Genomic DNA, 20,633 nt, shown 5'->3' with positions numbered 1-20,633 from the left:
TCAAACCCCTCTCCCGCAAAGGGAGAGGGGTAAATTAGTACTCACCAACGGTAAAACCTTCATGCTAGCTTTTTTAGTTCAGCGGATATCCCAGGCGTTGCTGGTTATGTTTGTAATCAGTGTGATCGCCTTTGCCATACAGGATGGCCTTGGGGACCCGCTTCAGGAAATGGTGGGCATGTCCGTTTCAGAAGAGGAACGGGAAGCCATTCGAGAAGAGTTGGGATTGAACGATCCCTTCCTCGTTCAGTATTTTCGATTCGCCGGTAACGCCATTCAGGGCGATCTCGGCAACTCCTATTTTTACAGCAAGCCGGCGCTGGAAGTGATCGGGGAGCATCTGCCCGCCACCCTCGAGCTGGTGATCGGTGCCAGTTTAATCATTATCTTTTTATCGGTTCCGATTGGCGTCTATTCGGCCATCCGTCCACAAGCATGGCTGTCTAAATTTTTTATGGGCGTGAGCACCGTGGGTATCTCCATACCGGTGTTCCTCACGGCCATTGTCTTGATCCAATTGTTTTCCATCGGTGTCACCGTGAACTGGTTTCCGGGCGACACCGGTTGGGGGCAGTGGATGAACGAATTCCTCACCACCGAAGGCGGATTGCCGTCTTACGGCCGTGGTGATGATCTCGTTCACTTGTTTGGCACCTGGCATTCTGGATTGTTTACCCGCGAAGGCTTGGCGCACCTGCTGCTGCCGTGCATCTCGCTGGCCTCGATCATGTTGCCTTTGTTTATCCGCTTGATCCGCGCGGAAATGATGGAGGTGTTGCAGAGCGACTACATCCGTTTTGCCCGCGCCAAAGGCTTGAGTGCCGGCCGCATTAACTTCCTCCATGCCTTGAAAAACACCATGCTGCCGGTCATTACCGTGGGAGGTGTGCAAATTGGCATCATGGTGGCCTACACGATTCTGACCGAGACGGTGTTCCAGTGGCCCGGATTAGGGCTAATGTTCCTGGAAGCCATTACTCGCAGTGACATCCCGCTGATTGTGGCTTACCTGATGGTGGTAGGTCTGATCTTTGTGATTACCAACACACTGGTGGATTTGATCTACGGACTGGTCAACCCCACCGTCAAACTGGCAGGTAAGAAAGCATGACAACGGCAACGGTTTCCCGCTGGGACCGCTTCCGCGAGTCCTTTTTCTGGTACAGCTTCAAGCGCGACAAAGTGGCCATTCTCAGTTTTGTTGTCTTGTTGCTGATGGTGCTGGCGGCGGTGTTTGCGCCGATGCTGGCGCCCGCTGATCCCTACGATCTGGCACAGATCGATATCATGAATTCCGAGTTGCCACCGGCCGGGCTGGATGGGGCTGATCCTGCGTTCCCGCTGGGCACCGATGCTCAGGGGCGTGATTTGCTCTCCACCATTCTGTACGGCACCCGGGTGTCGTTGATGATCGGTTTCGGCGCCGTGTTGCTGCAATCGATTCTCGGCGTTCTGTTCGGTCTGATGGCCGGCTACCTGGGCGGCAAAGTAGACGCAGTCCTGATGCGTATTGCCGATGTGCAGCTGTCTTTCTCCACCCTGATGGTCGCCATCATTGTGGGCGCGGTTTTCAAAGCCAGCTTCGGCAACCTGATGTTCGGGGAAATTGCCATCTACATGCTGATCTTCATCATCGGTGTGGCCGAGTGGCCACAGATTGCCCGTACCGTGCGAGCCTCGGTGCTGGCGGAGAAAAAGAAAGAGTATGTCGATGCGGCCAAGGTGATGGGTTTCGGTACGCCTCGCATTATGTTCCGCCATATCCTGCCTAATACGTTGTCGCCGATTTTTGTCATTGGCACGGTGCAAATCGCTAACGCCATTATTTCCGAAGCGGCGCTGTCGTTTCTGGGTTTGGGTATGCCGGAAACCCAGCCGTCATTGGGTTCCTTGATCAAATCCGGTTTTGATTTCATTCAGAGCGGCTCCTGGTGGATTACTTTGATCCCGGGGTTAGTGCTGGTGGTGCTCGTGCTGGTCATCAATCTGTTGGGTGACTGGTTGCGGGATGTGATGAACCCACGGCTGTATAAGGGGTAACGCCATGGCACTGTTGGAAGTGAAAAATCTGGATGTACGTTTTGCGGTGCGTGGTGGTGATCTCACGGCCTTGCGCGGCATCAGTTTCAGCCTGGATAAGGGCGAGCGCCTTGGCTTAGTCGGGGAGTCCGGGGCCGGCAAATCGGTGGCGGCATTCTCCATCCTGAATCTGATCGCCAAGCCGGGCTACATTGCCGGTGGCCAAATCCTGTTTGAAGGCAAAGACCTCGCTGCCATGAGCGAGCGAGAATTGCGCAAAATTCGGGGCAATCGCATTGCGATGATTTTTCAGGATCCGATGATGACCCTGAATCCGGTGCTGACCATTGGCACCCAGATGGTTGAGGCCATTCTGGCGCACCGGAAAATCAGCAAAAAAGAAGCCCGCGCCATTGCCTTGGATCGACTTCAGAAAGTGCAGATTCCGTCGCCGGAGAAACGGCTGGATCAATACCCCCATGAGTTGTCTGGCGGCATGCGCCAGCGGGTGATCATTGCGATCGCCCTGTTGCTGGACCCGGAAGTGATCATCGCCGATGAGCCAACCACCGCTCTGGATGTCACCATTCAGGCCGAAATCATGGATTTGCTGCTTAACCTGTGTGAGCAGGAAAACGTCGCGCTGATGCTGATTACCCACGATCTTGGCGTGGTGTCTCAGGTGACCCAGCGGATGCTGGTGATGTACTCCGGCCGTATCATTGAACAGGGGCCGACTCGGGACATAATCGACAACGCTCAGCACCCATACACGGTTGGTCTGATCAGCGCCTTGCCGCAAATGGGCGAACCGGGTGCAAGGCTGTTTCAGATTCCCGGCTCTATGCCGTCGCTGAAAAACGTGCCCACGGGTTGCCCGTTCCACCCCCGTTGCGACTATGCGACCGATCAGTGTCGGCAGGCTATGCCGGACTATGTACATGCGGGAAATGTGGATGTGGCGTGTTTCGAAGTCAGCAAACGGATGGAACAGGAGAAACACATGCAGGAGGAGCGCTCATGACCTCCCCCTTGGTTGAAATTCGCGGCCTGGAAAAACAGTTCGATCTGTCCGGCAGTCTGCTCGAGCAAATCACTTTCAAAGACGGTCGCTTCCAGCGCAAACAGGAGGCGGTTCACGCCATCAATGGGGTAGACCTGCAGGTGCAGAAAGGCGAGGCCCTGTGTGTCGTGGGTGAATCCGGTTGCGGCAAATCGACGGTGGCCCGCACCGTGATGGGGCTGTTATCTCCCACCGCTGGCGAGATCCATTACGACGGCAAGCGCATTGATAACCTGAAGGGGCGTGATGCACTGCCGTATCGCCGCAAAATGCAAATGATCTTCCAGAACCCCTATGCGTCGTTGAACCCGCGCATGACTATTCAGCAAACTCTGGAAGAACCGGTTCGCTTTCACCAGCCGGATCTGTCCCAGAGTGACGTGCGCGCCAAAGTTCAGGAAGTCATGCAGTCGGTCGGGATTGATCCGGATTGGGGTAGCCGGTTCGGTCACGAATTCTCCGGCGGTCAGCGCCAGCGTATCGCCATTGCCCGCGCGCTTGCTGTCGACCCGGAGTTCATTGTGGCCGATGAGCCCATTTCGGCGCTGGATGTGTCCATTCAGGCGCAGGTGCTCAACCTGATGATGGAAGCGCAGGAAACCCGCAACCTGACCTACCTGTTCATCACTCACGACTTGGCGGTGGTAGAGCACTTTGGTACCCGGGTGGCGGTGATGTATCTGGGCCGGGTGTGTGAGTTGGCGGATACTAAATCCTTGTTCGCAACCCCTCGGCACCCGTACACACAGGCACTGCTGTCAGCGATTCCCCGATTGGAAGATGAACGGCCTAATTACATTCGCTTGCAGGGAGAAGTGCCTACGCCGGTGAACTTGCCGTCAGGGTGCGTTTTCCACGGTCGTTGCCCGCACGCCAACGAGCGCTGTCGTACCGAAGTACCAAAGCTGATTGCCACCGACGCCAATGTGCAGGTTGCCTGCCACGGTGTGGAAGAAGGGCGGCTGTAACGAGCTAGGGCAATCCAGGAAGACAGCAGGGAGGCTTTCTTCAACCCTATTTACTGAACAGGAACCCGACATGCCGGACACCGATTTGCTGATGCTTCAGCGCGATCACATCAAAACGCTTCAAGCCCGATACCAGGCCTCGCTGGCGGAACACGGGTATGATGGATTGCTGATCAGCTCCGGAGCGTCGCCTTTGCAATACGGTGACGATCAGGGCTGGGCGTTTCAGGGCTATGGCCCGTTTCTGCATTGGACCGGCCTGGCCGGGTTTGAACATGCGTGGCTGTTGATCCGGCCCGGGCACAAACCGTTGTTGTCGTTGTATCAACCGGTGGACTTTTGGCATGCGACTCTGGAGCTCACGCCGGAGCCCTGGCATGAAGACATCGAACTGACCTACCGCGACCATCGCGCCGCTCCTGAGGTTGAGGGTGTAAGCAAGCTGGCGGTTATCGGCGACCCAAACCTGCTTTCCGGCTTGCCCGGCACTCATAACCCGGAGGCTCTGTGCGCAGCGCTGGACGAAACCCGGGTGCACAAAACCCCCTATGAAATAGCCTGCCTTGCCAAGGCCAACGTGTTGGCAGTGGCCGGCCATCGCGCGGCACGCGATGCCTTTTTGGCGGGCGCCAGTGAGTTTGATATTAATCTGGCCTACCAGCAGGCAACCCGACAGCGTGAGGCTGATGCGCCGTACCACAGCATCATCGGCATCAACGAACACGCCGGCACGCTGCATTATCAGTACTACGACACCGCAACGCCGCTAAAGTCACGCAGTCTGCTGATCGATGCCGGTGTACGTTATCGAGGCTATTGCTCGGATATTACCCGCACCACAGCCGGGGTAGAGGAGGGGCGGTTTGCCGCCTTGGTGCACGGGCTTGAGCAATTGCAGTTCCGTTTGTGCGACATGGTGGCCCCAGGGGTGGAGTATGTGGATATTCATCGCCGGACCCATCAGGGGATTGCGGCTCTTCTGAATGCGGCGGGCCTGGTTACCGGGCTGAGCGATGAAGAAATGGTGGAGGAGGGCATTACCCGTGCGTTTTTCCCTCACGGCATTGGTCATTTTCTCGGTGCTCAGGTACACGATGTTGCCGGTAAACTCGTACCGCCACCTGCCGATGCACCTTTCCTGCGTCTGACTCGCACGCTGGAGCCGGGCATGGTGGTGACCATCGAGCCGGGGTTGTATTTCATACCCTCCTTGCTCGAACCGATACTGGGCGGGCCTCTTGGGCAACACCTGAATCGCGAAAGGTTGGAAGTACTGCAAGGCTGCGGGGGCATCCGAATTGAAGACAACGTGGTGGTGACAGAGGCAGGAAATCGCAACCTGACCCGCGAAGCAGAATCCTAATCCCGCAGGTTGCACAAAAATAACGCAACCGGGGTTGCAATCGGGGATGTGAATGACAATAATTATCACTAACATTGTTATCGTTAGTGAGATCCTCGTATGTACGTATGCCTTTGCCACGGCGTAACAGACAGAGACATTCGTGAAGCTGCCGAAAATGGCGCTTCTTCCGTTCGCCAGTTAGGCAAAGAACTGGGTGTCGGTACCCAGTGCGGCCGTTGCGCCAGCATGGCCCGCAGCATATTGAAAGAGGCTCGTTCTTCAGACTATCTGGCGATGGCCAACATGCTGGCGACCCCCGCCTGACGGGTTTTTCCCCTCTCCGATTTAGAAAACTGCAATAACACGCTATCCTTGTCTGGTGAAACGCGAGTTCAGTATGAATTCGCAGGACCCGAACCAGCCGCTGGCCATCGTTTTCAGTTTGAAACGGCCACGGAGATCAAGGAGAGCTGCAATGAAAGGTGATAAGAAAGTCATCCAGTACCTGAACAAGGTACTCGCCAACGAACTGACGGCCATCAACCAGTATTTCCTGCATTCACGCATGTACAAAGACTGGGGCATCACCAAACTCGCCGCCAAAGAATACGAAGAATCCATCGATGAAATGAAGCACGCCGATCAGCTGATTGAGCGTATCCTGTTTCTCGAAGGCCTGCCCAACCTGCAAGACCTGAACAAGCTTCTTATTGGTGAGCATGTGCAGGAAATGATCGAATGCGATCTGAAAATCGAACACATGGCTCATGTGGATCTGAAAGAAGCGATTGCCTACTGCGAGCAGGTGAACGATTACACCACCCGACAGCTGTTCCGCAGCATTCTAGACAGTGAAGAAGAACACATCGACTGGCTGGAAACTCAGCTCGAAATGATCAAACAGATGGGCATCCAGAACTACATTCAGCTTCAGTCATCCGCAGCGGAGTAATTACTTACAATGGATTTGTCTTGTTTTAAAGCCTATGACCTGCGCGGCAGCGTGCCGGACCAACTGAACCCCATCCTGGCCGAGAAAATCGGCCGGGCGTACGTCGAAATCACCGGTGCGAAAAAGGTCATCGTCGGCTACGACATCCGCTTGTCCAGTCCGGAAATCGCCGAAGCCCTGAACTCTGGCTTGATGGCGGCCGGTGCCGACGTACTCGACATCGGCTTGTGCGGCACCGAGTACGTGTACTTCGCGACCAGCCATTACCGTGCAGACGGCGGCATCATGGTCACCGCCAGCCACAACCCCAAGCATCACAACGGCATGAAAATGGTCGGCCCGGAATCCCGGCCCATCAGCTCGGACAACGGCCTGAACGAGATTCGTGATCGGGTAAAAGAGCCGTTTGCCGATGCCCCGGTACAAGGCAAATACGAAACACTGGAAGTCACCAGCGCCTACATTGACCACCTGCTGGGTTACATCGACGCGGCTGCCCTGAAGCCGATGAAAATCGTGGTAAACGCCGGCAACGGCGGTGCCGGATTGGTCATTGATGAACTCGAAAAGCACCTGCCGTTCGAATTCATCAAAGTGCATCACCAGCCCGACGGAAACTTCCCGAATGGCGTGCCCAACCCCATCCTCGAAGAAAACCGCGCGGCCACCGCCGACGCCGTTAAAGAGCACGGCGCCGCCATGGGCATTGCCTGGGACGGCGACTACGACCGCTGCTTCTTCTTCGACGAAAACGGCCGTTTCATCGAAGGCTACTACATCGTCGGCCTGCTGGCAGACCAGTTCCTGAGAAAAACCGGCCCCGGCAGCGTCATCCACGACCCAAGACTGGTCTGGAACACCCAGGATCTGGTAGAAGCTGCGGGCGGCAAAGCCATCGAAAGCAAAACCGGCCACGCCTTCATCAAACAAAGAATGCGCGACGAAGACGCTGTATACGGCGGCGAAATGAGCGCCCACCACTACTTCCGCGACTTCGCCTACTGCGACAGCGGCATGATCCCGTGGCTACTGATCGCCGAACGCCTGTGCCAATCCGGCCAAACCCTGTCGTCCCTCATCGACGCCAGAATCGAAGCCTACCCGGCCAGCGGCGAAATCAATCGCACCATCAACGACCCGGCGAAAGTCATCGCCGCCATCGAAGAGAAATACTCCTTCGGCGCGAAAAACATCAGCTTTGTTGACGGTTTGAGCATCGAGTTCGACAACTGGCGCTTCAACCTGCGTATGTCGAACACCGAACCGGTGGTTCGCCTGAACGTAGAATCCCGAGCGGATATCGCCCTGATGGAAGAGAAAACCAAAGAACTGCTAGAAGAAATGGAAAGGCTGAACGCGTAACGAAAGGCGTTCAGCACAAAGATCGGGAACAAGGTGCGGGGCACCCCTCTGAAACTATCAGGGAAACCACGTTTTCCGTTTCAGAGGGGTGCCCCGCACCTTGGTTTACTCTAGTGTTCAGAGCCAGTCGTTCAACATCACCCCAATGCCAAACCGCTCAATCCGCACGTTATAGTCAATCAAGCTCTCCCCATACCCGTTGTAATACTGGAAGAACCCCTTCAACGAATCCCCCATAGGAAAGCTATAACCAAACTCCACCGACGTCCGGTTATCCGACCGCAAATTATTCAACAGCTTCAAAGAAAACGTACGATCCTCAGTCAGCTTATACACCGCATGATAGCTGGCGTGCCCCAAATACCGCTCAATGTCCGCATTATCATCATCACTGCTTCGCTCAGGCAGCCGCAACCAAGGCTTCACCATAAACAGCCACCGGTTATAACTGTAAGCCGCCGAGCCAATAATGCGATTCCAGCTCCGCGAACGCGGATCCGCCTGCCCGTTCGATTGATGATTTAGCCCCACCGACACCGTATTTAGCGTACCCGGGCCAATGTTCCAGTTCAGTTGATGGCGAAAAAACAACTCCGGCTCGTAATTGGTTTCCCGGAACGGAGCCGACTCATCCTGGTTATACACCTGCCAAAGCGACTTCTGGGTATAACCAAACCAGAACGTGGTTTTCTTATCGAAAATCCCCGTTAAAAGAGGAATCTTGAAGCTGAGCTGATATTTCGCTTCCTCACGGGTGAGATCGTAATCGTAAAAGGTACGGCCTAACCGGGGGCTGTAAGGTGTGTAATTCGGGTCTTTCACCCAAGTCACGGGCAAAATGTAATTGGGTTTGTGGGAAACAAAGCTGCCGGTGAAGTAAAACAGACTCTTCTCTGCCTCCAGATAACTGCTGACCAACGAATCCATAACGCCGGAATCCGGATCGTCCTCCAAGGCATTACCCACAATCTCCTCGCGCTTCTCCTTGTCTACAGCCAAGACATCGGCGCGTTGGTTTGCTTCCTCGACAGATTCTTCCTCTGCATTTTCCCTCGCCGCTTTCGGATTATGCTGAGCATCGTAGCAAGCAAGCCGGCGAACACCGTCCAAAATGAGCGCGCAGTTCACATTATCCGGATCTTTCTTCGTATCGGCCCAAGCCGGTAACGCCATTGTCAGCGTGACAGCGCACAGCGAGAAGACAAAGTAAATTCGTGACGTCATGCGTAATTCCTTTAACGGGCGTTGAGACTGATCCACGTGTTGCCTATGCCGTATACCCAAACACCCAGCAGCGTGACGGCGAGTAAGGCAAAAATCACTTTGTGGCGACTGCGGCGCTCATCCGTGGCCGCAGCCACCCAGCGTAGATACATCAGGCCGATAAAACTCAGAAAAACACCAAGGCTGGCGAACGCCGGAACTAATAGCCAGGCTGGACTGATCGGATGATCGGCGCTGGACTGACTACTGAACCAGCCCATCGAGAACAGGAGAATCGCCAAAGAGCTAAACTCGAGAATCAGCAGGGGTTTGCGCCGCTTATCGGGCTGGTTGTCAGGTATTTGGGGCATATTAAAGCTCACAGATCGTGAAGGGTGGTACAGTAGCGCCTATGGTAACCGGAAATGATTGCTATTGGGTTGCGGCCTACAAAACTGTCATTAAATGGGTTGAGATCAACTTCTGATTCTGCTGTTTGGTTTTTTTGCAGGGGCTCAATCGCTATAATGCTTCGACCGAAATATTATAACGCTCAAATGCGAGGTGCATTGTGAAGATGAAGAGAGTCCTGGCTGTTGGTTTGCTTGGCTTTAGCCTGGCTGCCGGTACTGCACTGGCAAGTGTTGAAGATGAAATCCGCGAGCGCATCAAGCCGGTAGGCGAGCTGTGTTTGCAGGGTGACGAGTGCGGCCAAGCGGTTGCCGCATCGGCCAGCTCCGGGCCGCGTTCAGGCAGCGAAGTTTATGAAGCTTCCTGCACGGCATGTCACGCTACGGGCGCTGCTGGCGCGCCGGTTGTTGGTAATGCCGATGCCTGGGCTCCTCGCATCGATAAAGGCCTGGAAACCTTGTTTGAGCACGCGCTCAACGGTTTCAATGCCATGCCTCCGAAAGGTGGTTGCGCCAGCTGTGCGGATGAAGAAATCACCGCAGCGGTTGAGCACATGGTTGAGTCAAGCCAGTAAAATTGGTTTGCAATGCAACAAAGCCCCGCAATGCGGGGCTTTGTTGGTTTAAAGGCCAAGGTCTCCGATCAGTGCGCTGAGAGTCGCTTTGCCTTTTTTCTGATTGGCTTCTTTGTCCTGATCGCCCAAGCCCTCCCACTTCACGTCTTCTTCCGGTAACTCGTCCAGAAAACGGCTGGGGATGGTTTCCAGTTTTTCGCCGTATTGCTTGCGTGAGGCTGCATAGGTCAGCGACAGGGTTTCCCGCGCGCGGGTGATGCCCACGTACATGAGCCTGCGTTCTTCCTCGATATTGCCTTCTTCAATGCTGCTTCGGTGCGGCAGAATTTCTTCTTCAAGCCCCATGATAAACACGTGCGGAAATTCCAGCCCTTTGGACGCGTGCAGCGTCAGCAGCTGTACCTTGTCGCTGTCGTCTTCCTCTTCCCGCTGTTCCATCATGTCGCGCAGAATCAGTTTGGCGATGGCATCTTCAATGCCCAGCTCATCCGCGGTGCCTTTGCCGTCGTCCAGCATGCGCTGGATCGATTCCACCAGATACCAGATGTTTTCCATCCGGCGTTCTGCCTGTTTTGGGCTGCCGGAGTGCTGATGCAGCCATTCTTCGTACTCAATGTCGGTAAACAGTTGCTTGATCACCGGAATCGGGTCTTCAGAAAACAGCCGCTCGCAGGTTTTGTCGACCCAGTTAGCAAAGCGGCGGAGGCGATCCAGACCTTTCTCGGTGACATGGGTTTCTGCGCCCATATCACTCAAGGCCTTAAAAAGGCTGACGTTGCGTGATCGGGCGTAATGGCTCAGTTGTTCCAACGTGCGAGGGCCGATTTCCCGGCGGGGTACGTTCACCACTCGCAGAAACGCCGCATTGTCATCCGGGTTAATCAGCAACCGCAGGTACGACATGGCGTCTTTGATTTCGCTCTTGGAGAAGAAAGACTGGCCGCCGGATAACCGATAGGGAATCTGATAGGCCTGCAGCTTCATCTCCAGCAACCGGGCCTGATGGTTGCCCCGGTAGAGCACCGCAAAATCCTGGAAATTCAGGCCGTTTTTAAGCTTTTGGTCCAGAATCTCGGTGGCAACGCGTTCCGTTTCGGCATCTTCGCTGCGGCACCGGATGATGCGGATTTCCTCACCGATGGTGTGGTCACTCCACAGTGCTTTTTCAAACACGTGCGGGTTGTTGGCGATCACGGTGTTGGCGCTGCGCAGAATTCGGCCGGTGGAGCGGTAGTTTTGCTCCAGTTTAACGATTTTCAGGCTTGGGAAGTCTTCTTTGAGCTGCACCAGATTCTCCGGGCGCGCGCCTCGCCAGGCGTAGATCGACTGGTCGTCGTCGCCTACCACGGTAAACGCGGCGCGTTCGGCTACCAACTGTTTGACCAGTTCGTACTGACAGACGTTAGTGTCCTGATACTCATCCACCAGCAAGTAGCGAATCTTCTTGCGCCACTTGGCCAAGACGTCCGGGAAATCCCGGAACAACTGCACTGGCAGCAGAATTAAATCGTCAAAATCGACAGCGTTATAGGCTTTTAGGTACTCGTTGTACTGCTTGTAGATGATGGCGATGCGTTGTTCCCGCTCGTCGGCGGCTTTGCTATAAGCCTCGGCAGGGCTGCGCAGTGCGTTTTTCCACGACGAGATGGTCATCTGCACGTCGTTGACCTCGTCGCCCGCCTCGGCGCTGCCACCGCGCATCATCAGGTCTTGCAGCAAAGCTTTGGCGTCTTCCGCATCGAAGATCGAAAACCCGGGGTGGTAACCCATATGCGGGTGTTCATCCCGAATAATGTTCAGTCCCAGGTTGTGAAAGGTCGATACAATCAGACCGCGCGCTTTCCCGCGGTCAACGATTTTGCCGACTCGCTCCTTCATTTCCCGCGCGGCTTTGTTGGTAAACGTCAGCGCGGCGATGTGGCGGCCGGGAATGCCCAGCTCTTCAATCAGATGGGCGATCTTTCGGGTGATCACACTGGTTTTGCCACTGCCCGCTCCGGCCAGCACCAATAGGGGACCGTCTGCGTAACGAACCGCTTCTCGTTGTCTGGGATTGAGCTTGTTCACAGTATTGAGGCCAAATAAAAGAATCGTGCAGGGGGTGTCACTGTTTTTCTATTCTACACCAGCCCGGCAGTATGTACCTTCGGGATCTATACGCTATGCTAGAAACTACGGACGTTACGCTTAACGATACATGGATCTCGTGCGATGACTTTGCCACCCGACAGCAGGCACGACCGCCTGCGTCTTCTTGTTTTGACCCCCGAGTACACAGATTTTTTGTGGTATCAGGACATGCTGTCCGGGGATGCGGAATTGAGTCTGGATGCGACTTGGTGCCCCGACCTGATTGATTGTGACGACCTGATCTATAACGCCAGCTTTGATGTCATCGTTTGGGATTGCGTGTTTCATGCCGGATGTGAATCTTCCTTTCTTCAGTATTTAACCGTCTCCGGTGGTGATAAGCCGGTTCTGGCGATCAGTGCTGAGGTCGGCGAAGAAAAAGGGCGCGAGATGGTCGCTGGCGGAGCGGCGGATTATGTGTGCCGGCAAGGCCTGGAAGCTTGGGGCTTTCGGCGCTCTGTAAAATGCCTGTGGTATCGGGAGCAGCTTGCCGGGTTGTCGAACGGTCAGTTAGGCCGCGAGGTCGCCTCGGGCTTTATCAATCGGGACCTGTTTTTTGACCGCTTGCAGCAAGCTTTGCTGCGCGCGGAACGAAGCAACAGCCGGCTCGCATTGATGCACTTGAACGTGGACAGTTTTCGCAGCATCAATGAGTCCTTCGGTTATCAGAAAAGCGATCAGCTCATTGTCCAGCTGGCTGACCGGCTGAGGCAGAAGTTGCGGCGCGTGGATTCGCTGGTTCGTATTGGTGGCGATGAACTGGCGATTATTATTGAGAAAGTCGAGGATTCTCTAGATCTCAGTCAAGTCATTCGAAAGCTGGTAATGACGGTGCCCGAGCCGGTGATGATTGATGGACAGAGTATCGTGATCAGCGCCAGTCTGGGGGTGGCGACATACCCGGAAGCCGGCGACAGCCCGGAAGAATTAATGCGCAGAGCAAATCGGGCCATGTTTGAGGCCAAACGGGATACCGGCACCAGTTACCGGTTCTATAACCGTGAATTGCATATTTCAACCGGGTACCAATTGCGACTGGAAACGGATTTGCGCCATGCAATCCGGGCTCAGGAGTTGGAGTTGTATTACCAGCCGCGGATTGATCTGGCCACAGGGGAAGTGCGCGGTATGGAGTGCCTGTTGCGCTGGAATCACCCGAAACGAGGCATGATCGGGCCTGACGAATTTATCCCGGTGGCGGAACGCAGCGGGCTTATTGTGCCCATTGGCTACTGGGTGATCGAACAAGCGTGCCAGCGCTTGCAGGAAAGTGCCGAATTGGGCTTCCCGGGGTTGGTGCTGGCGGTAAATTTATCGTTCCGGCAATTCCACGATCCGAAAATGACCGAAACCATATTTCGGATTATTTTCAATGCCAATGTCGATACCAGCTTGCTCGAGCTGGAACTCACTGAAAGCGCCATGATGCACGATCCTGAATACGCCCAGCGGTGCTTGCGTGAGCTCAATCAACTGGGTGTCAGCTTTGCTCTGGATGATTTCGGCACCGGATATTCCTCTTTGAGCAACCTGCAGCACTTGCCGATCTCGCTCGTGAAAATTGATAAGTCTTTCATTCAGGACTTGGGAAAATCCGCGGATGCGGAGCACATTATTCGAGCGATTATTACGCTGGCCCACAGCCTGCATATGAGTGTTGTCGCTGAAGGTGTGGAGACCAAAGAGCAGCTCGAGTTTCTGCAACAGCAGCATTGTGACGAGATCCAGGGCTACTACTTCGCACGACCCATGCCGTGGAACGAACTTGTTCAATTTTTGACCCAACAGAGCCGGTCCGCTTGCCTGTAAGAGTAAGCCGCTGTACCTTTGCGCTTTAATTTCGCAAGCGATATCACAGAGGTTGCATGAACAGTATCTCCCAGCGCATTGCTGAAGAACTTGGAGTACGCGAGCAACAGGTTAACGCCACGGTTGCTATGCTGGACGAAGGAGCCTCGGTTCCGTTTATTGCCCGCTACCGGAAAGAAGTAACCGGCTCGCTGGACGACAGTCAGTTGCGAACCCTGGAAGAGCGCTTGCGTTATTTGCGAGAACTCGAAGACCGTCGCGGGGCGATCCTCAAGAGTATCGACGAGCAAGGCAAGTTGACCGATGAGCTGCGCGCCAGCATCAGTGCCGCCGATACCAAGAACCGCCTTGAAGATTTATACCTGCCCTACAAGCCCAAGCGCCGGACCAAGGCCCAGATAGCTCGTGAAGCGGGTCTGGAGCCCCTTGCGGATGCGCTTTATGACGACCCCACTCAGGATCCGGAAACCACTACTGCAGGCTATCTAAATGCCGAAGCTGGTATTGACGATACCAAAGCCGCGTTGGATGGCGCTCGCTATATTCTGATGGAGCGCTTCGCCGAAGACGCTGAGTTGTTGGGGGCTCTGCGAAACTTTGTTTGGCAGGACGGGCAATTGAAAGTCACCGTAGTGGCCGGCAAAGAAACCGAAGGCGCCAAGTTCCGCGATTATTTCGACCACGTTGAGCCGCTTAAGAAAGTACCCTCGCACCGGGCATTGGCGATTTTGCGTGGCCGGAATGAGGGTGTGTTGACCTTTTCGATTGTGATGGGCGATGCGGAAGACGATCGCCGTCAGCCGCACCCGGCCGAACAGCGCATTGCCGCGCATTGGAATATTCGTGACAACGGCCGTGCCGCCGATAAGTGGCTCAGCGAAGTGGTGCGCTGGACCTGGCGCGTGAAACTATCCACCCAGATCGAAACCGATCTGATGGCGCAGGTGCGCGAAGCCGCCGAAGCGGAAGCGATCAACGTCTTTGCTGCTAACCTAAAAGACTTGTTGTTGCTGGCACCTGCCGGACCTCGGCCAACCCTGGGCTTGGACCCCGGCCTGCGCACCGGTGTCAAAGTGGCGGTTATCGACGGCACCGGTGAGGTGCTGGATCATGGCGCTATCTTCCCCCATGCACCCCAGAATCAGTGGGACCGTTCCATTGCCCAGCTGGCGGCCTGGTGTCAGAAATTCAAAATTGAGCTGGTGGCTATTGGTAACGGTACCGCATCCCGGGAAACCGAAAAGCTGGTGGCGGACCTGACCAAGCGGTATCCGGAATTGAAACTGGCCCGTATTGTGGTGAATGAATCCGGTGCTTCCATTTATTCCGCATCGGAATTTGCCTCGCGGGAACTGCCAGATCTCGATGTGACCATCCGTGGCGCGGTGTCTATCGCTCGCCGCCTGCAAGACCCGCTGGCAGAACTGGTGAAGATCGAGCCGAAATCCATTGGCGTAGGCCAGTACCAGCACGACGTTTCCCAGGTGCAGCTGTCCCGCAGCCTGGACGCGGTGGTCGAAGACTGTGTTAACGGTGTTGGCGTAGATCTGAATACGGCTTCCGTTCCGTTGTTGGCGAGAGTGTCTGGCTTGAGTCAGACCATCGCGCAAAATATTGTGGATTTTCGGAGTCAGAACGGTGTTTTCAAAAGCCGTAAACAGCTGCTGAAGGTTGCTCGCTTAGGCGAGCGGACGTTCGAACAGGCGGCAGGTTTCCTGCGGATCGCCAGCGCTGAAAACCCGTTAGACGGTTCTTCGGTGCACCCGGAAGCCTACGGCGTGGCCGAAGCCATCGCCAAGCGCAACAACCGGAAGGTGGAAAACATCATGGGTGATACCAGCTTCCTTCGCAGTTTGAATCCGCAGGATTACGTCACCGAACAGTTCGGTTTGCCCACCGTGAAAGATATTATCGCGGAACTGGAAAAACCGGGCCGGGATCCTCGTCCTGAATTCCGCTTCGCCAGTTTCGAAGAAGGCGTTGAAACCCTGAGCGATCTGAAACCGGGTATGGTGCTCGAAGGGTCTGTTACCAACGTGACCAATTTCGGGGCTTTCGTCGACATTGGCGTTCATCAGGACGGCTTGGTACACATCTCTGCCTTGTCTAATACTTTCGTCAAAGATCCCCGCGAAGTGGTGAAAGCGGGTGATATTGTGAAGGTCAAGGTCATGGAAGTGGACATCCCCCGTAAACGGATCGCCCTGTCTATGCGTATGGATGATCAGCCGGGCGCTGATACATCCGCCAAGCCTGCCAAAGGCAATGATCGGGCAGGCAAACGTTCCAGTAGCAAGCCGCAGGGCAGCCAGGGCCAAGGTGCCATGGCTGGCGCGCTGGCCCAGGCTTTGGCCTCAGCGCGAAAAGACGGTCGCTGACCCCTATTCATGATTCAGTAGCGGCATACGCAATAATTGGGTGTGCCGCCATACAGGAGCATACGATGGCTGATTCCCGCCACTCCCTGTTTTACCAGTTTTCTGCGTCCGACTGGGACGGCTTTCTCAAGGGTGTCGAAAAAGAAGGTTTGCGGGCAGATGCCAGCGGCTTTATCGCGCAAACACCGCATCCGTCTGCGCTCGGGGCAGCGTTAACGCATCCTCAGATCACCACGGATTACTCCGAGGCTCTGTTAGAGCTGATCACTCCTGTGTTTAGCAGCACCGACGACATGCTCGCGTCGCTGCGGGATACCCACCAGTTCGTGCAGCAGAACCTTAACGATGAGGTGTTCTGGGCTGCCAGCATGCCGTGCGAGATTAATGGCAACGAGAGTATTCCGGTAGCGGAATTTGGTACCTCTAATATCGGCCAGCTTAAGCACGTCTACCGTCAAGGACTGGCGGTGCGTTATGGGCGCATCATGCAGAGTATTGCGGGGGCCCATTACAATCTTTCGCTGCCCGACAGCTTCTGGAAAAAGTGGCAGGAAGTCACCGGGAATACCGGCGCGCTGAAAGACTTTAAATCCGAACAATATTTCTGGATGATCCGGAACTTCCGTCGCCGGAGCTGGTTGCTAATGCTGCTGTTTGGTGCCTCGCCGGCCCTGGACGCCAGTTTTGTTGCCGGTGTAAAGCACGACCTCAAACGCTTTGATGATCGCACTTGGGCCGGGCAGTATGCGACCTCGCTGAGAATGGGCGATTTGGGGTATCACAACAATGCTCAGGCATCGTTGAACATTTGTTTCAACGAGCTGACCACCTACACCCAGACGCTGGATCAGGCTATTCATACCGACTGGCCAGACTACGAGGCTATCGGCACGCGCCGGAATGGCGAGTTCATTCAGTTAAATACCAGCATCCTGCAGATCGAGAACGAGTATTACAGCGCGATTCGCCCCAAGCGGACGACTGAACGCGGCGAAAAGCCGATCCAGGCGCTGGATGCCCGTGGAGTGGAATACATTGAAGTGCGGTGTCTGGACCTCGACCCGTTCTCGCCGATAGGCATCAATCGTGAGCAGGTGGACTTTCTGGACCTGTTTTTGCTGGACTGCCTGCTTTCAGACTCTCCGGTGATTGGAAAAGACGAGTGCGACCGCTTGGACGACGGCTACAAAGACGCTGTTGCCCATGGGCGCTGGAAAGATCTCACTTTATGTCAGGGTGGTAGCCGGGTATCAGTTGGCTCCGCGGCGAACGAGCTGCTGACGCGCTTGCGGCCTTTAGCTGAACTGCTGGACCGCTGGCAGGGCTGTGAGACCTATCAGGCGGCGTTGTCGGCTCAACAGGGTAAAATCGAAGGTGACGACTGGTCTGTGCCCTCGGCGCGGGTGATGGAGGCCATGACAGCTTCCGGTCTGGGGCATCGGGATTGGGTGCTGTCTGTGTCGCAGCAACATAAACAGACACTCACCGAAAAACCGATGCCGGCGGAAACTTTAGCGCGCTTTGAAGCCATGACCCGAGATTCCAAGGCTGAGCAAGCCGCTATGGAAGCCGCTGATACTCAGCCCTTTTCTGAGTTTCTGGAAGACTATCTGAAATCCTGAGCGGCACTGTGCGTCCGGTCGAAAAGGGACTTGACGCACAGATTGCAGATTTGGGTTTGCGGCCTCAGTTACCTGCTGTTACGTTGTGTAATACAAAGTAGGGAGGCAGGTTATGGCAAAGGATAGTGGGCTCGGTTGGGATGTCGAAGCGCTGAATAAAGCGTATCGCCAAGGTGCGATGGCTGGGTCTATGGGCATGGATAAGTCCCGTTGCCCTTATCGTGGCGAGGTGGTGATCGCAGCATGGGAAGCGGGCTGGGATGACGCGCAAGAGACTGTCGAAGCTCAGAAACAGCAGCAGAACGACAACCTGTTCGCACGCATCGCATAAATCGGCGCTTTAACGCTGCACCACAAACTCAGTAAACAACACGCCGGTAATTTGCTCTCCGGTTTGTTGTTCTTCAAGTACGCCGTTAATTCTTCGAGTCGCTTCTTCCCGCAAGGCTTGTTGCCCTTCCATCGAGGATAGCGTGTCCAAATCGGTTTGTTCTCCAAACAGCATCACCAGTTCATGGCGTAGCCGTGGTGTGTGAGCTTCTACCGCAGGCCTTACCGACTCGCTGGAAGCACGCAGAGTAACGGCGGCTTTCAGGTAGTTTATCTTGTTGCCCGGTTTTCCTACGTGGGTAACGAACGCAGGCTTCATTTCAATGTAGTCGGTGACACTTTTCTCCTCGGGGGCGCTTTCTTCGGCCTCATCAGCCGAAGCTACGCTCTGCCACAAGCTTATCGAACAAATTACCAACAGTAGGCGTAAGTAAAATAGACCGTTTATGGTCATGTGCTTAGCGTTGTTCATGGGTTACGATTGGATCCTTCAATTAGTTGTAACTGACATCATGATTCCGAGGTGACGTTTTGACAAGTAGATGGGTGTTCGGCTTTGTGTTTTTAACCTGTGCGGCGCTGTTAGGTGTGGCGTTTTATATGGAACACGTCATGGGCCTGGCGCCATGCCCACTTTGCTGGTTGCAACGTTTCGCGTTTATGGGGGCAGGCTTGGTCAGTCTGATCGCTTTTCTGCATGGCCCCGCAGAGATTGGTTGCCGGATATACGGATTCCTCCTGGTCATCACGTCGGGTGCCGGTGTGGGTATCGCAGGTCGGCAGCTTTGGCTGCAAAACTTACCGGCGGATCAGGTGCCGGCGTGCGGGCCTTCGGTTGATTACCTGTTGCAGGCTTTGCCGTGGCTCGATGTCCTCAAAACCGCGCTTCGCGGCACCGGAGATTGCGCCGAAGTGGTATGGCGATTCCTCGGTTTAAGCATTCCGGGGTGGACCGCCGTATTCTTTGCCGGATTGGTTCTGGTAGGTTTGGCTATGTTGTTTTGCCCCCGTTGGTTCGGCCATAAGTTGCAGAACTGAAATAGTTGCGACTCACGGTAGCCTTGGGGTAACTTGATTAGACGAAAGCGAAACCACTCGAATAATAAAACCAGTGAACTGGTTGCTTGGTCGAAGGGAGACAGGCGTCATGTTGGAGAATTGTCGGAATGCCAAGGAGCGCTGGGGCGGCGTCAGTGAGTTGATTGACCGCTGGTTAAAAGAACGGCAGCAGCTACTGGTTCATTACTGCGAGTTGTCCGGCGAAAACGATCGCAGCCCATCGGAAGCCCTGAGCAAAAAGTTCATCCGGTTGTGCGAAGTCCTGGTGGATTATGTGTCGGCGGGGCACTTTGAAGTCTATGAGCAACTGATACAGGAGGCTCGGGACTTTAACGACGGTGGCTTGGAATTAGCTGCCAAGGTGTATCCGGAGATTCAGAAAACCACCGAAGTGGCATTGGCTTTCAACGATCAAGTGGATAGTCGTATTCTGACGCAAGAAGACGTAGATACCTTGTTTAACGAACTGTCCCGCTTAGGCGAAGTGCTGGAAAGCCGGTTTGAGATGGAAGATTTCCTGATCGAGAATTTGCACGATGCCCACGCGGAGAAGATGGCGTCGGTCTAATGCCGGCATTGCGTTACAACTTTGTTGGGTTCCATAAAAAGCCGGTCTGGGGTTGCCCCTCAGACCGGCTTTTTTAGGTGCCGACCGTGATTATTCGGCTTCTGGATTAATCTTCAGAAGCTCAACGTCAAAAATCAGCGTTTCGTTTGGAGCGATGGCTTGGTTGCCGGCGGCACCGTAGGCCAGCTCGGCCGGGATATAAAACTTGTAACGAGCGCCTTCGCTCATCAGCTGCAGGCCTTCAATCCAGCCAGGGATCACCTGACCCACACCAAAGGTGGTCGGCTTGCCACGCTCGCGTGAGCTGTCGAATACCTCTCCGTTGATCAGCTCGCCGGTGTAGTGCACTTGCACGCGATCTGAAGCGGTTGGTTTCTCGCCTTCGCCTTCTTCAATCACTTCGTATTGAAGGCCGGATTCAGTCGTTTGTACTTCTTCACGCTCGGCGTTTTCGGCTAGAAAAGCGTCGCCAGCTTCTTTGTTCTTCTGGGCCAGCTCTTCGTACTGCTCTTTTTGCTGGCTTTGCAGCTCTTCCTGATAAGCCATAAGCGCTGTTTGGATTTCTTCGCGAGTCAGCCGCTTGGCCTCTTCGTCTCCAGATTGACCGTGCTCAAAACCCTGAATGAACTGTTGCAATTGCAGGTCGGGAAGGTCATTGCTCATGCGCTCGCCCATGACAAGGCCCATGCCGTAGCTGACTTTCTCGGGTGTGGTTTCCAGCGAGGGATCCGGCTCGGTGGTTGAGCAACCGGCAACAACACCGGCCATGGCTACGGCTAAGAGTGTTTTCTTCATGAATCGTTCCTTTGCACATGTTTCAGGGCTCTGCGGCCCTGTTGG

20 protein-coding genes are annotated in these 20,633 nt (G+C 54.9%); 15 read left to right on the top strand and 5 right to left on the bottom strand.

Going from position 1 to position 20,633, the window contains the following annotated elements:
• The first annotated feature begins 61 nt into the window (after positions 1-61).
• From DOQ08_RS10485 to DOQ08_RS10450, 8 genes are all read left to right on the top strand, one after another.
• On the top strand, positions 62-1,111 hold the full coding sequence (locus DOQ08_RS10485; protein ID WP_114334881.1) for an ABC transporter permease: 1,050 nt from the start codon (positions 62-64) through the stop codon (positions 1,109-1,111).
• Positions 1,108-2,040, top strand: coding sequence for an ABC transporter permease (locus DOQ08_RS10480; protein WP_114334880.1), 933 nt, complete (start codon positions 1,108-1,110; stop codon positions 2,038-2,040). Before DOQ08_RS10485 ends, DOQ08_RS10480 begins: the two co-directional genes overlap by 4 nt.
• A gap of 4 nt (positions 2,041-2,044) precedes the next feature.
• A complete protein-coding gene (locus tag DOQ08_RS10475; protein ID WP_114334879.1) occupies positions 2,045-3,043 on the top strand; it encodes an ABC transporter ATP-binding protein in 999 nt (332 codons plus the stop codon).
• Positions 3,040-4,050 carry an ABC transporter ATP-binding protein gene (locus DOQ08_RS10470; protein ID WP_114334878.1) on the top strand — a complete coding sequence of 337 codons (1,011 nt, stop codon included), beginning with the start codon at positions 3,040-3,042 and terminating at the stop codon, positions 4,048-4,050. Before DOQ08_RS10475 ends, DOQ08_RS10470 begins: the two co-directional genes overlap by 4 nt.
• 70 nt (positions 4,051-4,120) lie before the next feature.
• Positions 4,121-5,413, top strand: coding sequence for a Xaa-Pro dipeptidase (gene pepQ, locus DOQ08_RS10465; protein ID WP_114334877.1), 1,293 nt, complete (start codon positions 4,121-4,123; stop codon positions 5,411-5,413).
• A gap of 99 nt (positions 5,414-5,512) precedes the next feature.
• Entirely contained in the window at positions 5,513-5,719 is a 207-nt protein-coding gene (locus tag DOQ08_RS10460) for a bacterioferritin-associated ferredoxin (RefSeq protein ID WP_114334876.1), read from the top strand.
• A 151-nt stretch (positions 5,720-5,870) separates the two neighbouring features.
• A complete protein-coding gene (gene bfr / locus DOQ08_RS10455; protein ID WP_114334875.1) occupies positions 5,871-6,347 on the top strand; it encodes a bacterioferritin in 477 nt (158 codons plus the stop codon).
• A gap of 9 nt (positions 6,348-6,356) precedes the next feature.
• Positions 6,357-7,709, top strand: a complete 1,353-nt coding sequence (locus tag DOQ08_RS10450; protein WP_114334874.1) for a phosphohexomutase domain-containing protein — start codon at positions 6,357-6,359, stop codon at positions 7,707-7,709.
• Between the two features lie 117 nt (positions 7,710-7,826).
• Here DOQ08_RS10450 and DOQ08_RS10445 read toward each other — a convergent pair whose 3' ends face one another.
• Positions 7,827-8,882 carry a phospholipase A gene (locus tag DOQ08_RS10445; RefSeq protein WP_114335476.1) on the bottom strand — a complete coding sequence of 352 codons (1,056 nt, stop codon included), beginning with the start codon at positions 8,880-8,882 and terminating at the stop codon, positions 7,827-7,829.
• Positions 8,883-8,944: 62 nt separating this feature from the next.
• Positions 8,945-9,283: a hypothetical protein gene (locus DOQ08_RS10440; protein ID WP_114334873.1), complete on the bottom strand. Its 339-nt coding sequence runs from the start codon at positions 9,281-9,283 to the stop codon at positions 8,945-8,947.
• Positions 9,284-9,489: 206 nt separating this feature from the next.
• Here DOQ08_RS10440 and DOQ08_RS10435 point away from each other — a divergent pair, with 206 nt between their 5' ends.
• Positions 9,490-9,897, top strand: a complete 408-nt coding sequence (locus DOQ08_RS10435; protein WP_114334872.1) for a c-type cytochrome — start codon at positions 9,490-9,492, stop codon at positions 9,895-9,897.
• 48 nt (positions 9,898-9,945) lie between these two features.
• Here the strand turns inward: DOQ08_RS10435 and rep are convergent, their stop codons facing one another.
• Positions 9,946-11,964 carry a DNA helicase Rep gene (gene rep / locus DOQ08_RS10430; RefSeq protein WP_114334871.1) on the bottom strand — a complete coding sequence of 673 codons (2,019 nt, stop codon included), beginning with the start codon at positions 11,962-11,964 and terminating at the stop codon, positions 9,946-9,948.
• A gap of 144 nt (positions 11,965-12,108) precedes the next feature.
• Between rep and DOQ08_RS10425 the strand changes: the two genes are divergently transcribed.
• From DOQ08_RS10425 to rmf, 4 genes are all read left to right on the top strand, one after another.
• Positions 12,109-13,836, top strand: coding sequence for a putative bifunctional diguanylate cyclase/phosphodiesterase (locus DOQ08_RS10425; RefSeq protein ID WP_114334870.1), 1,728 nt, complete (start codon positions 12,109-12,111; stop codon positions 13,834-13,836).
• A 56-nt stretch (positions 13,837-13,892) separates the two neighbouring features.
• Positions 13,893-16,214 (top strand): Tex family protein, encoded by a 2,322-nt coding sequence (locus tag DOQ08_RS10420; RefSeq protein WP_114334869.1) that lies wholly within the window; start codon positions 13,893-13,895, stop codon positions 16,212-16,214.
• A 65-nt stretch (positions 16,215-16,279) separates the two neighbouring features.
• Positions 16,280-17,836, top strand: a complete 1,557-nt coding sequence (gene gshA, locus DOQ08_RS10415) for a glutamate--cysteine ligase (RefSeq protein WP_114334868.1) — start codon at positions 16,280-16,282, stop codon at positions 17,834-17,836.
• Between the two features lie 112 nt (positions 17,837-17,948).
• Positions 17,949-18,167: a ribosome modulation factor gene (gene rmf, locus DOQ08_RS10410; protein ID WP_114334867.1), complete on the top strand. Its 219-nt coding sequence runs from the start codon at positions 17,949-17,951 to the stop codon at positions 18,165-18,167.
• Between the two features lie 9 nt (positions 18,168-18,176).
• On the opposite strand, the gene DOQ08_RS10405 is transcribed toward rmf, so the two are convergent.
• Entirely contained in the window at positions 18,177-18,638 is a 462-nt protein-coding gene (locus tag DOQ08_RS10405) for a flagellar basal body-associated FliL family protein (protein WP_114334866.1), read from the bottom strand.
• Positions 18,639-18,697: 59 nt separating this feature from the next.
• On the opposite strand from DOQ08_RS10405, the gene DOQ08_RS10400 reads away from it, so the two are divergent.
• Together DOQ08_RS10400 and rsd are read left to right on the top strand one after the other, a co-directional pair.
• A complete protein-coding gene (locus DOQ08_RS10400) occupies positions 18,698-19,204 on the top strand; it encodes a disulfide bond formation protein B (protein ID WP_114334865.1) in 507 nt (168 codons plus the stop codon).
• A 109-nt stretch (positions 19,205-19,313) separates the two neighbouring features.
• Positions 19,314-19,793 (top strand): sigma D regulator, encoded by a 480-nt coding sequence (gene rsd, locus DOQ08_RS10395; RefSeq protein WP_114334864.1) that lies wholly within the window; start codon positions 19,314-19,316, stop codon positions 19,791-19,793.
• Positions 19,794-19,883: 90 nt separating this feature from the next.
• Here the strand turns inward: rsd and DOQ08_RS10390 are convergent, their stop codons facing one another.
• On the bottom strand, positions 19,884-20,588 hold the full coding sequence (locus DOQ08_RS10390) for an FKBP-type peptidyl-prolyl cis-trans isomerase (RefSeq protein WP_114334863.1): 705 nt from the start codon (positions 20,586-20,588) through the stop codon (positions 19,884-19,886).
• Positions 20,589-20,633: the final 45 nt, after the last annotated feature.

It is taken from the genome of Marinobacter litoralis (assembly GCF_003336705.1).
Taxonomy (GTDB): Bacteria; Pseudomonadota; Gammaproteobacteria; order Pseudomonadales; family Oleiphilaceae; genus Marinobacter; species Marinobacter litoralis.
This window is presented reverse-complemented; position numbering and strand designations above follow the sequence as displayed.

Coding starts and splice junctions, on each gene's coding strand:
- DOQ08_RS10485 (WP_114334881.1), top strand. CDS start 62: ATGCTAGCTTTTTTAGTTCAGCGGATATCCCAGGCGTTGCTGGTTATG.
- DOQ08_RS10480 (WP_114334880.1), top strand. CDS start 1,108: ATGACAACGGCAACGGTTTCCCGCTGGGACCGCTTCCGCGAGTCCTTT.
- DOQ08_RS10475 (WP_114334879.1), top strand. CDS start 2,045: ATGGCACTGTTGGAAGTGAAAAATCTGGATGTACGTTTTGCGGTGCGT.
- DOQ08_RS10470 (WP_114334878.1), top strand. CDS start 3,040: ATGACCTCCCCCTTGGTTGAAATTCGCGGCCTGGAAAAACAGTTCGAT.
- pepQ (WP_114334877.1), top strand. CDS start 4,121: ATGCCGGACACCGATTTGCTGATGCTTCAGCGCGATCACATCAAAACG.
- DOQ08_RS10460 (WP_114334876.1), top strand. CDS start 5,513: ATGTACGTATGCCTTTGCCACGGCGTAACAGACAGAGACATTCGTGAA.
- bfr (WP_114334875.1), top strand. CDS start 5,871: ATGAAAGGTGATAAGAAAGTCATCCAGTACCTGAACAAGGTACTCGCC.
- DOQ08_RS10450 (WP_114334874.1), top strand. CDS start 6,357: ATGGATTTGTCTTGTTTTAAAGCCTATGACCTGCGCGGCAGCGTGCCG.
- DOQ08_RS10445 (WP_114335476.1), bottom strand. CDS start 8,882: ATGGCGTTACCGGCTTGGGCCGATACGAAGAAAGATCCGGATAATGTG.
- DOQ08_RS10440 (WP_114334873.1), bottom strand. CDS start 9,283: ATGCCCCAAATACCTGACAACCAGCCCGATAAGCGGCGCAAACCCCTG.
- DOQ08_RS10435 (WP_114334872.1), top strand. CDS start 9,490: ATGAAGAGAGTCCTGGCTGTTGGTTTGCTTGGCTTTAGCCTGGCTGCC.
- DOQ08_RS10425 (WP_114334870.1), top strand. CDS start 12,109: ATGACTTTGCCACCCGACAGCAGGCACGACCGCCTGCGTCTTCTTGTT.
- DOQ08_RS10420 (WP_114334869.1), top strand. CDS start 13,893: ATGAACAGTATCTCCCAGCGCATTGCTGAAGAACTTGGAGTACGCGAG.
- gshA (WP_114334868.1), top strand. CDS start 16,280: ATGGCTGATTCCCGCCACTCCCTGTTTTACCAGTTTTCTGCGTCCGAC.
- rmf (WP_114334867.1), top strand. CDS start 17,949: ATGGCAAAGGATAGTGGGCTCGGTTGGGATGTCGAAGCGCTGAATAAA.
- DOQ08_RS10405 (WP_114334866.1), bottom strand. CDS start 18,638: ATGAACAACGCTAAGCACATGACCATAAACGGTCTATTTTACTTACGC.
- rsd (WP_114334864.1), top strand. CDS start 19,314: ATGTTGGAGAATTGTCGGAATGCCAAGGAGCGCTGGGGCGGCGTCAGT.
- DOQ08_RS10390 (WP_114334863.1), bottom strand. CDS start 20,588: ATGAAGAAAACACTCTTAGCCGTAGCCATGGCCGGTGTTGTTGCCGGT.